The sequence below is a fragment of the Bailinhaonella thermotolerans genome (assembly GCF_003594875.1).
GTDB lineage: Bacteria > Actinomycetota > Actinomycetes > Streptosporangiales > Streptosporangiaceae > Bailinhaonella > Bailinhaonella thermotolerans.
The window spans coordinates 148,044-163,194 of sequence record NZ_QZEY01000005.1 but is presented as its reverse complement, the minus strand read 5'-3'; the positions used below and the strand labels follow the sequence as shown (position 1 = coordinate 163,194).

The window sequence follows — 15,151 nt, the reverse complement described above, 5'->3', positions numbered from 1 at the left end:
TCCACCCCCGAAAGACCGGCGGGACGCCATACGGCGTCCCGCCGGTCCCCTTTCCGCCCCGGTACGGCCCACGCCCGCGCTCCCCGGGCGTACGGGCCGGTTCGGCCCGCGCCCGCGCTCCCCGGGCGTACGGCCGCCGCGAGCGCGGGCCGTACGCCCAGGAGAGCGGGCCCGGGGGAGGCCGGTCGGCGCGGGGCCGTACGGCGAGAGCGAGTGGGGGCGCACGCCGGGAGCGAGCGGTCAGGTGCCGTCGTAGGTCAGGTCGCGGGCCGTGTCGGTGACCCTGACGGAGCGCACCTTCGGGTCCTTGAGCAGCGCCGACAGGTCCTTCACCCGCAGGTCCGAGACGAGGAAGGCGTAGACGCGTTCCTCCCGGAGGGCCTCGTCCCATCCCGGCCGCTCATGCCAGAGCCCCTGCTCGACCAGCTCGTCATGCCACATCCGGGCGTACTCGAACGGCGATCCGGGGCATGGGCGGTCCTTCTCCGCCTCGTGGCCGCAGTCGGCGTACCGGGGAATGAGCACGGGCGGATGGAGGGGTTTCCGGGGCGATTTCGAGATGGCCAGAGTGTGCGTGATCGCTCCCGGAGGGGTGTGCGGCAGGTCCCCGAGGGGCAACGGGTGTTCCAGTTCGACCACCGCCGCCGCGAAATCCCCTTCCGGCAGCCGGTCGAGGATCCGCCGGCTCCGCCGTCGCTCCTCGGCCGTTTCGTGCGGGAGCCCGTTCCCCACTCCGCTGAACTCCGAGTCCAGTGGATACCAATGGTTGCCGTAGGGGACGTCCATTCCGCCGAGAGTCCACTTCGTGAACCGGAACCGTTCCCCGCCTGCCTGTTCCCCCGTCTGATCCCGCCGGGGGTCCCGTCGCCGCGCGGCGACCGGCCCCGCCGTGAACTCCAGCTCCATCGAGAGCAGTCCCGTCTCGCAGCAACCGGAGGAGATCGAGAGCGAGTCGTGAGTGGGATGGCTCAATCGGAAATGCGCGAGAGCCGCTTCCCTGAACCGCGCCTCCCCGTCCCCGCTGCGCGCGTAGAAGCCGTTCCCCACATGAATCAGCGCCAGCAGGATCCCGACCGGCAGCCCCACCGCGAGCGCCAGCCGTACGAGCTCTCTCACCAGCCTGGTCAGAATGGGCAACCCGTCGTCATCACGGTTCACGAGCATCCGGTCCCGCTCCTCGGGTAAAGAGTCACTCGACCACGCCGCACGGCTCCCGCGCCGCCTTCCGGCGTCCGGTTTCCGTGAGGGCCGAAGCCGGCGAGGACCGGGAGCCGAACCGGCCGGTGAATGCGGAGGGCGCACCGAATCCTCGCGTATCGCACGCCCCGGAGTCCATGCCTCCACCGCCCTCACATCAGCCCCGAATAAACGGCCGGCGATTAGGCCATGGGTCCCTGGTCGTGCCAAGGGATATCGTCAGCGAAATGAGGAGGCGATTCGAGCGCGCGATGTGGCTCATGCGCAGGCGTGACCCGCAGCTCCGGGAGGACGGTTTCCACCTGCTCCTGCCCCACGCCGCCGAGCACGTGGACGAGCTGATCGCCGAGTTCACCGCCGAAACGGAAGACCACGGCCTGAAGTACTGGCTCCTGGAACTCATCGGCGAATCGCGCTCGCCCGCGGCCCTCCCGACCCTGATCGCCCAACTCCACACTGAGGACGAATCCCTGCGCCACTGGGCCGCCCGCGGCCTCGAACTGCTGGCGACCCCCGAATCCCGCCACGAACTCTGGAAGGCCCGAACAAACGCCCTGATCGAGTAGGCGCCCGGGCGTGGCGCCGGGCGGGGGTAGTGGTGGGGCTACCTCGGGGACTCTTGTTGGGGCTACTGCGGGGGGCGGGGGTGGGGGCGTTGGATTGGGGTCATGACGAGTTCTGGGGAGATGGGCGGGGTTCGGTGGGTGGAGGGGGCCGGGCTGACGCTGGGGCCGCTGCTGGTGCTGGCAGGGGTGATGGCGCGGCTGGGGGTCGGGGACTTCTTTCCCGAGCAGCTCGCGGGGTTCGCCGAGCGTCCTGAGGCGATGACCTTCTCGTACGGCGCGTTCGCGGCCGGGGTGGCGTTGCTGGTTCCCGGGGTCGTCGCGCTCGCGCGGCGGGTGGGGCGGGTCCGCCCGGGGTGGGCCGCGTGGGGTGGGGCGTTGGTCGTCGCGGGCCTGATCGCGCGGGTGTTTCACGCGGGGATCAACCACCTGGCGGCTCAACTGGTGGAGGCGCGGGGGCCGGCGGCGGCGCAGGCGGTGGTGTCCGCGCAGTACGGCTCGTTCCACGTCTTCCAGCCGCTCAACCTCGCGATCGTGACCGGGTGGGTGGTGCTGGGCGTCGGAGCGTGGCGGGCCCGGGCGCTCGGGGACGGGGTGCTCGGCGCGGTGCGGTGCGTGGGGCTGGCGCTCATGTCGGCGATGCCGCTCGGGGTGCTCAAGGGGACGGGCCCCATGTCGATGGTCGCGGCGATCGGGCTGTGCGCGGCGCTGGTTCCGCTCGGGGTCGCGGTCCTCAAGAGCGGCCCGGCCCCGCGATGGTGGGCGTATCCGCTGGTCGTGGCCGTGGGCGTGGGAGCGGTGCTGATCGGCGTCGCGGGGTAGGACGGCCGCCGGGCGGAGCGCGCCTCCTCGTCCCCGGCGTACGGCTCGGCCCGGTTTTGTCGGTGGGGGTTGGCAAGGTTGGGGGTGCGTGAAGGGGCCGGGTGCGGCCGGAGCGGCGGTGGACGGACGTCCCGCCGGGCGCGTGGTGGAGACGAGGAGGCGGCGGAGATGACTGTTCTCGATGACCTGCGGAGTGACGTCGCGGGGCTGGCCCGGCGGGGATTCGGCGGGGCCGTTCACATGGCCGGGGACGCCGGCTACGACGCGGGACGCCGGGGGCTCTACCCCGAGGTCGACTCGCGGCCGGTGGTGGTCGCCGAGGCCCGGAGCGCCGAGGACGTGCGGGCCGCGGTCACCGCGGCGAGGGAGAACCTGCTGCCGCTGGCGGTCCAGGCGACCGGGCACGGCACCCGGGTCGTCGCCGACGGCGGGATGCTGCTGCGCACCGACCTGATGCGGGGCGTCCGGATCGACCCCGTGCGCCGCGTCGCCCGGGTGCGGCCGGGCACGAAGTGGGGCCAGGTGCTCGCCGCGGCCTCGGCCCACGGGCTGGCCCCGCTGTCCGGGTCGTCGCCCGACGTCGGGGTCGTCGGATACACCGTGGGCGGCGGGCTCGGCTGGCTCGGGCGGCGTCACGGCTTCGCGGCCGACAGCGTGACCGAGGCCGAGGTGGTGACGGCCGACGGCGAGATCGTGACGGCGAACGACCACCGCAACGCCGACCTGTTCTGGGCCCTGCGCGGCGGCGGCGGCAACTTCGGGCTCGTGACCTCGCTGGAGTTCAAGCTCTACCCGGTTCACACCGTTTACGCGGGGTTCGCGTGGTTCCCCATCGAGCGGGCCGCCGAGACGATCGCGTTCCACCGGCAGTGGGGCGCGCTGGTGCCCAACGCGATGAGCACCGCGATCGTGCTGACCGCGATGCCCGGCGCGCCGGAGCGGCGGGCCATGCTGATCAAGGTCATGTACGCCGGGGAGGCCGACGAGGCGCGCCGCCTGCTCCAGCCGCTGTGGGAGGTCGCGGGCCCGGCCCACGCCGAGGACCTGCGCGTGATGCCGTACGCCGAGGCGGCCATGGGCGGCACGCCGGCGCGGCACCTGGACCTGTTCGACGAACTGCCCGACCCGGTGATCGAGACGCTGGTCGAGGCCGGCCGGCTCGCCACCGTGGAGATCCGGCACTGGGGCGGCGCCCTGTCCGACCCCGGTCCCGGCGCGGGCCCGGCCGGTCACCGCTCGACCGCCTACTCGGCGATCATCGACACCGTGCTGCCCGGCGTGGCCGACCGCCTGCGCCCGCACGCCAACGGCGGCTCGTTCCTGAACTTCCTGATCGACCCGGCCCGCACCGGCACCGCCTTCACCTTCGCCAACCTGCACCGTCTCCGCGAGGTGAAGCGCGCCCACGACCCGGACAACTTCTTCCGCCTCAACTTCAACATCGCCCCGGCGGACCCCCGCCACTGACCGTCCCACCGGCCCGCCGCACGACCATCCACGTCGTACGGCGGGCCCGCTCATGCCGTACTGCGGGGCTCATGCCGTACGCCGGGCTCATGCCGTACGGCGGGGCGCAGGCCGTACGGCGGGGCGCCCCGCACGACATGAGCGGGTGCTCAGGTGGTGCGGGCCGGGGCGGGGCGAGTGGCGGCCAGGAGGGTGCGGGCGGCGGACCTGGCCTGCCGGGCCGGGGTGGGGGAGCCCTCGATGCCGGCGGTGGCCATCGCGCCGTTGGCGAGGATGGTGAGCTGGCCGGCCAGCTCCCGCGGCCGCCCGGCGGCGGCGACCAGGGCGGTGAACAGGTCCCTCAGGTCCTGCTTGTGGGCGCGGGCGATGTCGCCGACGGGCCCGGCCACGCCGCCCAGCTCCCCGAAGGTGTTGATGAAGGTGCAGCCGCGGAAGTCCGGCTGGCGGAACCACGCGTCCAGGAAGTCGAAGACCGCGAGGATGCGCTCCTCGGGGTCCTCGTGCGCCTCGACCCGGGCGGTCACCGACGCCCGCACGTCCTCGTCCCGGCGGCGCAGCACCGCCTCCACCAGCTCGTCCTTCGAGGGAAAGAGCTGGTAGAGGCGCTTGAGGGAGACGCCGGAGGCGGACCTGATCTCGTCCATGCCGACCGCCTGGATGCCCCGTTCGTTGAAGAGCGCGTACGCCGTCTCCAGCAGGCGCGTCCGCGCGGTCTCGGCGTCCATCCCAAATCTCCCTCGATGTCCGACTTGCATGGAGAACCAACGTTCTCTAGTGTATCGGCCATCGGGGAGAACGATCGTTCTCCCGCAGCGGAGGAGAACGATCGTTCTCCGACTGTGAGATTGGGAGAAGTGTGATGTCCGCGTTCCTGACCCAGTACAAGACCGAGATCATCGACGGCCTGGAGGTCTTCTACCGCGAGGCCGGCGACCCGGCGAAGCCCACGCTGGTGCTGCTGCACGGCTTCCCGTCCAGCTCGCACATGTACCGCGACCTGATCGCCGAGTTGTCCGACGAGTTCCACCTGATCGCCCCCGACCACGTCGGATTCGGCCGGTCGGCGACGCCCTCGGTGGAGGAGTTCGAGTACGGCTTCGAGGCGCTCACCGGCATCACGCTCAAGCTCCTCGACCGGATCGGCCTCGACCGGTTCGCCCTCTACATCCAGGACTACGGCGCCCCGATCGGCCTGCGCATCGCGAGCAGGCGGCCCGAGCGCGTCACCGCGCTGATCACCCAGAGCGGCAACGCCTACATGGAGGGCTTCACCCCGTTCTGGGACGTCCTGTTCGCCCACGCCAAGGACCGCGCGACCCACGAGCCCAAGGTCCGCGAGCTGCTCACCGCCGAGGCCACCCGCTGGCAGTACACCCACGGCGTGCCGGCCGACCGCCTCGACCGGATCGCCCCCGAGACCTGGCTCCTGGACCAGGCCGGGCTGGACCGGCCGGGCAACAAGGAGATCCAGCTCCAGCTCTTCTGGGACTACCAGTTCAACCTCGACGGCTACCCGGCCTTCCAGGAGTACTTCCGCACCCACCGGCCCCCGACGCTGATCACCTGGGGCCGCAACGACGAGATCTTCGGCCCGGCGGGGGCGGAGGCCTACCTCCGCGACCTCCCCGACGCCGAGCTGCACCTCCTCGACGCCGGCCACTTCGCCCTGGAGACCCATGGCCAGGAGATCGCGACCCTGATCCGCGACTTCCTCCGCCGGGCCGTCCGCTGACCGCCCCGAGCATCGGTACGGCTCTCGCCCCCGGACCTCCCGGTCCCGGCGCCGCCGCGCGACGCGGGGGGCCGCGAGAGCCGTACCGGATGGGCGGGACGAACCCGCGGACGAGAGTCCGGATCGCCCGGAGCCCGGCATACCGGGCCGAGACCCCGCACGCCGGCCGCCCGAGGCGAGCCGGGGATCCCTGGAAAGGTAGAGAAATGCCGCAGATCTCCCTGCGCCGTCCCGTGTCCGCCGCGGCGCTCGGAGCCGCCGGCCTGGCCGTCGCCGTCTTGCTCACCCTCGCCGCGGCCGACGCCCTGACCGGCCTGGACGTGCTCGCGATCCCGTTCATCGCCACCGCCGGCGTCCTGGCGATGGCCCCCTCCGCGCCCCTCGCCCGCCCCCGGGCCATCGCCCTCGGCTACCCCGCCTCGGTGATCCCCGCCCTGCTGATCACGTACCTGGCCGGTCCCTCGCAGCTCACCGCCGCGGCCTCCGGCGCCGTCGCGATAGCCCTGCTCATCCTTCTCAAGACCCCGCACGTGCCGGCCGTCGCCGCCGCCGCGTACGTCGGCTTCACCGACCCCGGCCCCCTCTACCTCCTGGCGGTCCTGCTCCCGGCGGTCCTCATCCTGCTCCCCTTCTCCTACGCCGCGGCCCACCTCCTGCCCCGCCTCGCCCCCAAGGCCTGATCGAGGGGGGACCCGCTCGGCCCCGTCAGCGCTGTCAGGCGAGGAAGTCGAAGGGGGTGCCGGCCCCTGTCTCGCGGGCGCGGGAGTGGGCGAGCCAGGCCAGGGCGACGTCCTGCCAGGGCAGGCCGACCGGGGCGTAGACCGTGGTGTCGCCGGGGGAGCGGCGCGCCTCGACCGTTCCGCGCAGGAACTGGGAGAGCGTGCCGGCGGCGGTCTCGGCGGGCAGGCCGGCGTTGCCCAGCGCGCCCATGGCCAGGGCCAGGGGGATGTCGTCCACGAAGACGCGGCTCCGGCGGAGGAGGGCGGGGGAGAGCTCGTTCTTGCCGGGCTCGTCCGCGCCGAGGCTGGTGACGTGGGCGCCGGGCTTGACGTCGTGCTCGTCGAGCAGGGGGGTCCGGGTCCACGTCGCGAGGATCACGATGTCGGCCTCGCGGGCGGCGTCCACCGGAGTCGGGGCGATCTCGGCGGACATCTCGGGAATGTCGCCCGCGCCCGGCGATCGCCGTACCCCGGCGGCGAAGGACTCCGCGCGGGCCGGGTCCAGGTCGTGGACCGTGAGGTGGGTGACGCGGCGGCGGGCCAGGAGGCCGCGGAGGACCAGGGCGGACTGGGCGCCCGCGCCGATCACCGCGACCCGGGAGGCGGCGGCCGGCCGGGCCAGGGCGTGGGTGGCCAGGGCGGCGGCGAGGCCGGTGCGCCAGGCCGTGATGGTGGCGGAGTCCATCACCGCGAGGAGTTCGCCGGTCGCGAGGTCGTGGAGGCAGACCACGCCGCGGAGCGCGGGGCGGGATCCGGGGAACTTGGCGTTGACCTTGACCGTGTACGCGGGGATGCCCGGGACCAGGCCGGGGATCAGCGCGGTCGCGGTGCCCGGCCCCGGGAGGTCGGTCCGCACCCGCTGCGCCTCGATCTCCGCGGGCTCCGCCAGGAAGCCCCGTTCCAGGGCCTCCATGCACGACTCCAGGTCCAGAAGGCGTTCCAGCTCAGCGCGTCCCAGCAGCAGCGTCACAGGACGATCTTCGCATTCGCCCCATCGCCCCCGTACGGCGGGAGCCCGTCCGGGCTTCGGTCGCGCCGGCGGGCTCAGGCCGTACGGGGGTCAGAAGACCGCGGTGGGGGCCTGGAGGAGCTCGGCGGCCCGGGAGGTGGGGAAGTGGAGCCGGATCGTCGCGCCCCGCGGGGTGTTGCGGATGTCCACGTGGTCGCAGATCTGCCGGGTGAGCCACATGCCGTCGCCCGGAGCCTCGGTCAGCGTGGGGGCGCGGAGGCCGAGGATCGGGTCGTCGATCTCGGCGCCGGGCTGGTCGATCTGGCAGAGGAGGGCGCCCGGGCTGGTCCACAGGCGGACCGTGGGCCGCGCGGCGCTGCGGGACGACAGGTAGGTCACCGCCTCGTTGACGGCCGTGACCAGGAGCATCGCCCGCTGGGAGCGTATGCCGCGGGCGGCGGCCTGGGCGCTGAGGAAGTCGCGGAGCGACCGGAAGCCGGCGTCCCTGAGGGTGGCGGCGTCCGCCGGGGGCGGCGGCAGCGGGGTGTCGCACTCGGCGAAGAACCGCAGCGGGTCCACGAAGTGGCCGCTCTCCTCGGCCCGGTCGCCCTGCATGCAGGACGGATGCGTCTGCTCGGCGGCCAGCAGCACGTCGTCGGGGACGACCCGGCTGTCGTAGGGGCAGATCATCCAGATGCCGGTGGGGGCCAGCACGAGGTTCAGCGCCGATTCCATGCGCTTCCAGGCGAGCACGTCGCGCGTGGACCGGCCGTTCCACACGGGTTCGGCGATGATGCGCACGTGGCGTCCGCCGTTCCGCTTCGAGGCGTCGAGCCAGTAGCGGTGGAACGCGGCGACCCGCTGCGGGGGGCGGCGGCCGAAGTACGCCGTCTCGGCGTAGTCGACCTCCTCGGCGGCGGGCCCCAGGGCGTCGTAGAGGAGCTCGATGTTGCGCGCCGTGGTGGCGGCCAGGACGGGTTCGCCGGCGGCGAGACCCTGCTCGGCGAACGGCACCGCCATCGCCAGGAACTCCTCGTCGGACCCGTAGATGTTGCCCTGGTGAACCATCGGCGCCGGCTCGGTGACCGTGTCCCGGGTGATCACGTATCGGCACCTCCTTCGTTCAAGTGCAGTCCCGGAGTGCTGTCCCACCCCAGGAGGACGAGCAGTTGCCGCAGATGCGGGGACAGCCCGGCCAGAACCAGGCGCCCGCCCTCGGATGACCGCCGGTGGGCCGTGCTGGCCAGCACGCGGAGCCCGGTGACGTCGATGTGGTCCAGGCGCGTCGCGTCGATCGTCAGATCCCCCCGCCTGCCCGCTCCGGGCGTCAGCTCGCGCTGGAGCGCGACCGAGTTGAGCGAGTGGACCACGCCGTGCAGGCGGAGTCCGGGCGGATCGAGTGTCGTCGTGATGCGGAGTTGACCGTCGTCATAGGCAGGGTTCATAGGCGGCACTTCCTCAGTGGCCCGCTTCCAGCCTCCCAAGCGTAACCGAGCGGCGACCCGGGTCGGCTCGCTCCGCCAAAGCCGTACGGCTCGCGCGGGGGGCGCGAGCCGTACGGCAGGGAGGGGTCAGCGGCCGAGACCCAGGCGGATCGCCGCCTCGACGGGGGAGTAGGCGCCGTCGGCACGGTCGATCGAGAGCTGTTCGCGGGGGAACAGCGGCGGCTGGGCCATGAAGCGCGGCCGGGTGCCGTGGTGGGGCTGGGCGGCGTGGACGAGGAACGGGTGGCAGAGGTACACGTCGCCCGGCCGGCCGGTGGCGAGCGCCGTCGGCAGGTCCCGGGTCGCCTCCTCGGCCTTCGGGGAGAACTCCAGGATGCTCGCCCCCGCCTCGCCCAGCGGCTCCAGCAGGCGCGCGACCGTGAGGTGCGACCCGGCCCGGATCCGCGTGGGGGCGTCGTCCGGTCCGACCTCGGAGAACAGGAACAGCATCAGCAGCGCCCGGTCGCGGGAGCGGACGTTCGCCCGCCAGTTCAGGTAGTCGTGGTACTGGGCCGGGTCCTCCGGGGCGAAGCTGGCCTCGATGTGCCAGCCGTCGTCGCCGGGCTCCTCCTCGCTGGGGAAGCGCACGGGCACGGTGCCCAGGCTCCCGCGCGGCCACCAGCGGTCCTTCCCGACGAGCAGGTCGAACGCCGCGTGCAGCTCCGGCGTGTTCGCCGCCTTCCGGAAGGGCTCGTCCGCGTGGTCGCCGAGGCGCACCACAGGGTTCTTCCAGGTGGACGGGTCGTCCGGGTCGCACCCGGTGTCCCGCCACAGGATCTCCCGGCACTCGGCCGCCAGTTCCGCCGGGAACGCGCCCTCGACCTTGACGAACCCGTCCCTGACGAACTGATCCACGTTCATGCCCCCGAGTCTGCCCGGCGCCCCCCTTCCGGATCGACCCGTTTTCCGCCCGTACGGCATGAGCCCCCGGCTCCCCGGCCGTACGGCTTCGCCCCCGGCTCCCCGGCCGTACGGCTTCGCCCCGGCTCGCCTCCGCCTCGCCGTACGGCGGGCGGTGCGCCGCCTCTCTTGTGAGGACGCCGGAGCGGCGCCGCCTCGCGCGGGAGGCGGCGCCGCTCCGGCGGGTGGGTCAGTCGCAGGAGGCCAGGGCCTTGTCCTCGGCCGCCCGCTGTTCGGGGGTGAGCTCGGCCGGGCGTTCGTCGGCCCAGACCAGGACCTCGCCCGGCGCCCACGGCGCGACGTCGTGGACGCGCCAGTCGCCGGGGACGTCCGCGGCGGGCTCGGACTTCGCCATGTTCACCCGGAACTCGGCGATCTTCGCGTTCTTCTTCGCGAGCACGGCGCGCAGGTCGTCCACGGTGAGGTTGCGCCACTTGACGCAGTGGAGCAGCTCGCCGGGCGCGTCGGCCAGGCCCGCGCTGCTGTACTGCTCACCGGGTTTGGCCGGGCGGGCGAACCCGAGGGCGCCCGGGCCCCGGTACCCCGCCGGGATCTTCAGGCTGACCGCGCACCCCCCGCCGGGGCTGTCGCAGTCCTTGATGACGTGCTCGATGGGCTTGCCCGTCCCCGGATCCTCGGCGAACACGAGCCGCCCGGCCAGGCTCGGAGACGCGGGGGTGAAGGACAGCCTGATGTCGAATCCGCGCTTCCTGAACTCCGCCCGGTACCGCTCCGGGTCGGCGTAGAGGTCCTTCACCGTGACCTTGTAGCCGCCGTCCCCGGTCGGCTCGAACCGCAGCGTCGCCGCCGCGGCCGCCTGGGGGCCGATCCCCGGCCGGCCCGTCGTGGCGGCCGGGTCGCTCCCGCCCGTGCCCCGGCCCGGCGGCAGCAGGCTCGCGCCGATCACGCCGGCCACCGCGAGCGCCCCGGCCGCCGGGATCACCACGGCCCAGCGGGTGCGGCGGGCCCGCCGCGCGGGAGCGGGCGAGGCCGCCGCCAGGATGTTCTCCCGCAGCTCCGCCGCGCCCGGCCCCCGCTCGGGCGGGAGAGGGGCGGGGTCGATGGCCGCGACCATTCGATCGATCTTGCTCACAGGTGCTCTCCCCTCAGCACGGAGGCCGTCCGGCCCTCCCCGGTCACGCCGATCTCCTTGGCCAGCCGCTTGCGCGCCCGGTGCAGCCGGATGCGGGCGGCGACGCCCGTGCATCCGAGGACACGCCCGATCTGCTCGCCCGTCAGGCCCTCCCAGCAGGCGAGGGCGAGCACTTCGCGGTCGCGCTCGGGCAGCGCGTCGAAGGCGGCGCGGACGTGCTCCAGCCCCTCGGGGAGCTCGTACGTCCCGGCGGAGGCCGCCAGCTCGTCGCGCAGCCGGTCGGACAGCCCGGCCCGCCGTACGGCGCCGCGCCGCTGGTTGGCCAGGACGCGGCGGGCCACGCCGTACAGCCAGTGCAGGGCCGCCTCTCCCTCGGGCACGTCGTGGATTCGGCGCCAGGCCGTGAGGAAGGTCTCCGAGATCGCGTCGGCGGCGTCGTCCGGCGTCTCGGCACGACGGGCCACGTACTGGTGGATCGCCGGGTAGCAGGCGTCGTAGATCGCCTCGAAGCGATCTCGCATCACCGGTCTCCTCGTATCTCTAAGGCATCGGACGACAAGGTAGGTGTCCGGCACCCCGACCCCCCGTTTCACCGCCCCCGAATCCCCCGCGCCCCAACGAGAAGAACCCGCCCCCCACCCCGCCCGACAAGCCGCACGGCGGCACCCCGCATCCCGCACAACGAGTCGTGCGGCGGCGTCGCATCCCGTACGGCTAGCTAGCGCGGGGGAAGGGCTCGCTGCCCGGTGCGGCAACCCCTACGTTGGGCGGTCCACCGGCCGTGCTCATCGACGCGCGAGCGCGTGGCGGGCTGTCGCGGCATCATCTGCCCGAGCCCTCACCGGTTTCCGCGCAGCCTGGCACCTTGTCACCAGTCTGTCGAGGCCGCCTCAGCCTTTCGACCGCTTGAGGGCATTCTTGTTCCGGCGCTCAGCGGAAGACGGCCACCTGCCGCCGCTGGGTCACTACCACTGTTCGATGCCGGCGACCGTTTTGCTGATCACCTCGGTGATCCTGGCGAGCCCCTTCACATCGAGCGGCACCTTTTCCATGATCATAAAGACCTGGTACGCTCCCTTGTTCCCCGGGTGCCGTCTCACATTGGAACTTCTGGGGAATATCTTGTCCAGGCGCATATTGATGGACTCGCGCGCGGACTTTCCGGTCTTGAAGCCGGGGACCGGGATCTTGTCTATCACTGAGAACTCGATCTCGATCACCGCCATCCGATTGACGCGAACATCTTTGAGGCGGACGATTATCTCTATCTGCCCCGACGGGCTCGTCATCCGGCAGTTGTCTTCGGTGCAGGTGTACTGCTTGAGTCCCGCATAGGCGTGCCCGACTCTCCGGCAGAGGTCGTCCTCATCGATCTGGTCGCTGCCGCTGGCGATGTGGATCAGTGACTCGGCGTTCCTGAGCGGAGTTACGAACTCGACCACTGACTGAGGGCGCTCGGCGGGAGTCTTGGAGGTCGATCGTGTGTACAGATCGATCAGAATCGCCGCGGCGCGATCGTCGATCCAGCTGCCGAGCTCGCGGGTGAGGATCTGTTTGTTTCGATCGAAGTTCTCACCGCTGGGGTCCCGGCCGGTCACCAGGAAGTACATCAACTGGGCGAGACTGAACACGTCGACGGTCTCGCTTCGCGAATGCTTGGCGTTGGGTTCGAACAGCTGCTCGGGCGCGGCATAGTTGATCACCCCGCCGACGCCGATGTTCGTGGTGACCGTCCTGTTCGTCTCGTGATAAGCCAGATCGAAGTCCGTCAGGTACGGCGTGAACCGGTCGTCGTCACTCCGGACGATGATGATGTTCTCGGGCTTGATGTCTCGGTGCTTCACCTTCTGAGAATGTGCGTGCTGCACCGTCTCGCAGATGTCTATCATCAGGCGAAGGATGAGCTCAGGATTGTCATTGCCGATGTGGGAACGTAGATTCTCGCCAGGGATCGCGTCCATCACGAAGCCGAACGGGGCGTGCATCAGCGAATGGACGCGAACGATACGCGGGTGTTGGAGTTTGCGCATGTTGTGATAGCCATTGGTGAAGCGCTGCACCTTGACTTCGTCATCTAACTCATTGCCGTGGAACAGCTTCATCGCGTAGAGCTTGCCGTCCGCGCCCTCGATCTCCCACACATGGCCGTAACCACCGTGGCCGAGATGCCTGAGGACCCGGCCGTACCGTGTCTCTTCGCCGGGGCTCAGGTCGGCGAGATTCTTCCTGAACTCCCGCACGCGGCCCGTCAGATTCACCCAGTCCTGGTTCCGTCGCAAGTCTGCGAGGCTTCGCTCGGTCTCGTCGAACCACCCCACGATGCTCTCCAGCTCTGCCGAGCAGATCTTGGAGCCCTGTCGCAACCGGATGTTTCTTTCCGACAGCTCTCTAAGCTGAAGATGATGGTATTGATCGACGAGGTGATGGGCCTTGGCCAGGGTCTGCAGGAGCTCTCCGCGATCGATTTGCCTGCCTTGGCGCGGAGTGAATCCCTTGCCGAGGACGACCGTGCCCGCTATGTCGCCCTTGAATACAGGGGTCTGGAACTCCTTGGGTATCGCCTCGGAGATGTACTCGAACAGGCTCAGCAGCGTGACTTCCCCATCCCAGTTGACGGCGGCGTCGAGCAGACCTTCGGTCAGGGCCCTGGTGAAGACGCCGCCGGCGCCTTCCGGGAGTTCGAGGGCGACCTGCTCCGGACGGCAGGCCGCGAGCACACAGCGGCTCTCGTTGACCGTCAGAACCTCACGTTCGATGTCCCCGCTCTGCAACGGCCTGCTGCCTGTCCACGTGAAGGCGGCTCCGGCGTGACAACAGTCGAGAATGCTGACCACGTGACGGAATCTGAGGCTGGCCGATTCCATGATCTGAGCCAGGTGGCTCAAGGAAATCCCGGGGTCGAATGGTTGAGAGTCGTAGGTCACCAGGTGGCCGGCCTGCCCGAGGACCTGACCATGGCCGGCGAAGTAGAAAAGCAGAATCTCTCCGCCTGCTTCGCTGTAGGCGATCTCTGAGAGGCTCTGCAATATTTTCGACCGAGTGGCCTGGCCGTTCAACAGTATCTTGGAGTCGAAATCATATTGATCGAACGAGAGACATGTGGCCATGTCCTTGGCGTCTTGCTCGCAGCCCTGTAAGGCGGGAGCCGAAACGTAATGGTCGAGCCCGACGATCACTGCCCGATTCATGTTGACCCTCCGGTGGGACGTCGGGCGGAGTTGGGTATGGGTGCACAGAGTACGTCTAGGAACAATCGTGTACCAATACCTATTGGTTACATCTTTGACCATGTCATGTGTCATGGTGCGGAATGTAACCAATGCCTCACCCCCAGCGAGTGACGATGTCGCCGGCGTCGCACCTGCATCTCCCGCCACACCCGAGCGCTTATGGGCGGGCGGGGATGCCCGGTTCGGTGGGTGCGCGCTCGACGCCGAGGGCTAGGGAGGGGTCAGATGCCGAGGCGGGTGGCGAGGCCGTCTAGGACGCACTCCAGACCCAGTTCGAACTGCCAGACGGTGTCGTCCTTGCGGCGGCCGTGGCGTATGTAGTCGCGGTAGGCGGGGTAGCGGCCCGACTCCAGGAGCCAGCGCATGCGGGGCGCGTAGGCGTGGCGGAGCTCGTCCATGTCGGAGACGCCCTCGCGGCGCAGCAGCTCGGCCAGCTCGATCTCGCCGGCGATGATCCCGTTGACGTAGGAGCGGACGGTGCGCAGCACGACCATCTTCGTGTCGGCGTCCAGCCCGGTGCTGTCGAGGGTGGCCAGCAGGCGGTCGGCGCTCGCGGTGACGGCCGGGGTCAGCGGCTCGCCCAGCCGGACCAGCCAGGGGTGCCGCAGGTAGGTGGCGCGGGTGGCCCAGGCGCGGGCGCGCAGGGTCTCCCGCCAGTCCGCGCCTTCGGGGATCTCCACCTGCTCGTAGGCGGCGTCGACCATCAGCTCCAGCAGCTCGTCCTTGCTCCGGACGTACCGGTACAGGCTCATGGTGGCCACCCCGAGCCGGTCGGCCAGCTTGCGCATCGACACCGCGTCGAGCCCCTCGGCGTCGGCCATCTCGATCGCGGCTTCGGCGATCTGCGCGTGCGTGAGCTGCACGCGCGGCGCTCGCGCCCCGCGCTCCAGCCGCCGCCACAGGAAGTCCCCGGCCTCGTTGTCGTCCGCCATGCGCGCCCCTTTCCCTTCGCCGTAAGCGTACACCGTATTCGGAGTTGTACATCGTACGCAGCG

General features: G+C 71.1%; 15 protein-coding genes. 5 read left to right on the top strand and 10 right to left on the bottom strand.

Going from position 1 to position 15,151, the window contains the following annotated elements:
• Nucleotides 1–240: 240 nt before the first annotated feature.
• A complete protein-coding gene (locus tag D5H75_RS16095; RefSeq protein ID WP_119927282.1) occupies nt 241–1,164 on the bottom strand; it encodes a hypothetical protein in 924 nt (307 codons plus the stop codon).
• A gap of 260 nt (nt 1,165–1,424) precedes the next feature.
• Here D5H75_RS16095 and D5H75_RS16090 point away from each other — a divergent pair, with 260 nt between their 5' ends.
• From D5H75_RS16090 to D5H75_RS16080, 3 genes are all read left to right on the top strand, one after another.
• The gene (locus D5H75_RS16090; RefSeq protein ID WP_119927281.1) at nt 1,425–1,763 is read left to right on the top strand and encodes a HEAT repeat domain-containing protein; all 339 of its coding nucleotides are present in this window, start codon (nt 1,425–1,427) and stop codon (nt 1,761–1,763) included.
• A gap of 102 nt (nt 1,764–1,865) precedes the next feature.
• The gene (locus D5H75_RS16085) at nt 1,866–2,582 is read left to right on the top strand and encodes a hypothetical protein (RefSeq protein ID WP_119927280.1); all 717 of its coding nucleotides are present in this window, start codon (nt 1,866–1,868) and stop codon (nt 2,580–2,582) included.
• Nucleotides 2,583–2,750: 168 nt separating this feature from the next.
• Nucleotides 2,751–4,049, top strand: a complete 1,299-nt coding sequence (locus tag D5H75_RS16080) for an FAD-binding oxidoreductase (protein ID WP_119927279.1) — start codon at nt 2,751–2,753, stop codon at nt 4,047–4,049.
• A gap of 149 nt (nt 4,050–4,198) precedes the next feature.
• Here D5H75_RS16080 and D5H75_RS44140 read toward each other — a convergent pair whose 3' ends face one another.
• Nucleotides 4,199–4,774, bottom strand: a complete 576-nt coding sequence (locus D5H75_RS44140) for a TetR/AcrR family transcriptional regulator (protein WP_119927278.1) — start codon at nt 4,772–4,774, stop codon at nt 4,199–4,201.
• 134 nt (nt 4,775–4,908) lie between these two features.
• Here D5H75_RS44140 and D5H75_RS16070 point away from each other — a divergent pair, with 134 nt between their 5' ends.
• A complete protein-coding gene (locus D5H75_RS16070; protein WP_119927277.1) occupies nt 4,909–5,781 on the top strand; it encodes an alpha/beta fold hydrolase in 873 nt (290 codons plus the stop codon).
• 206 nt (nt 5,782–5,987) lie between these two features.
• Nucleotides 5,988–6,461: an HPP family protein gene (locus D5H75_RS16065; protein WP_202638207.1), complete on the top strand. Its 474-nt coding sequence runs from the start codon at nt 5,988–5,990 to the stop codon at nt 6,459–6,461.
• 34 nt (nt 6,462–6,495) lie between these two features.
• Here the strand turns inward: D5H75_RS16065 and D5H75_RS16060 are convergent, their stop codons facing one another.
• The 8 genes from D5H75_RS16060 to D5H75_RS16025 form a co-directional block, all read right to left on the bottom strand.
• Nucleotides 6,496–7,470, bottom strand: coding sequence for an ornithine cyclodeaminase family protein (locus D5H75_RS16060; RefSeq protein WP_119927275.1), 975 nt, complete (start codon nt 7,468–7,470; stop codon nt 6,496–6,498).
• A 90-nt stretch (nt 7,471–7,560) separates the two neighbouring features.
• Entirely contained in the window at nt 7,561–8,553 is a 993-nt protein-coding gene (locus D5H75_RS16055) for a sensor histidine kinase (protein WP_119927274.1), read from the bottom strand.
• Nucleotides 8,550–8,894 (bottom strand): STAS domain-containing protein, encoded by a 345-nt coding sequence (locus tag D5H75_RS16050; protein ID WP_119927273.1) that lies wholly within the window; start codon nt 8,892–8,894, stop codon nt 8,550–8,552. The genes D5H75_RS16055 and D5H75_RS16050 overlap by 4 nt, the downstream gene beginning before the upstream one ends.
• Nucleotides 8,895–9,020: 126 nt before the next feature.
• Nucleotides 9,021–9,794, bottom strand: a complete 774-nt coding sequence (locus D5H75_RS16045; protein WP_119927272.1) for a phytanoyl-CoA dioxygenase family protein — start codon at nt 9,792–9,794, stop codon at nt 9,021–9,023.
• A gap of 229 nt (nt 9,795–10,023) precedes the next feature.
• On the bottom strand, nt 10,024–10,926 hold the full coding sequence (locus D5H75_RS16040) for a hypothetical protein (protein WP_147425173.1): 903 nt from the start codon (nt 10,924–10,926) through the stop codon (nt 10,024–10,026).
• Nucleotides 10,923–11,447, bottom strand: a complete 525-nt coding sequence (locus tag D5H75_RS16035) for an RNA polymerase sigma factor (RefSeq protein WP_119927270.1) — start codon at nt 11,445–11,447, stop codon at nt 10,923–10,925. The genes D5H75_RS16040 and D5H75_RS16035 overlap by 4 nt, the downstream gene beginning before the upstream one ends.
• Before the next feature lie 444 nt (nt 11,448–11,891).
• Nucleotides 11,892–14,102 (bottom strand): protein kinase domain-containing protein, encoded by a 2,211-nt coding sequence (locus D5H75_RS16030; RefSeq protein ID WP_202638206.1) that lies wholly within the window; start codon nt 14,100–14,102, stop codon nt 11,892–11,894.
• Nucleotides 14,103–14,377: 275 nt separating this feature from the next.
• The gene (locus D5H75_RS16025; RefSeq protein ID WP_119927268.1) at nt 14,378–15,088 is read right to left on the bottom strand and encodes a TetR/AcrR family transcriptional regulator; all 711 of its coding nucleotides are present in this window, start codon (nt 15,086–15,088) and stop codon (nt 14,378–14,380) included.
• Between the last annotated feature and the right edge of the window lie 63 nt (nt 15,089–15,151).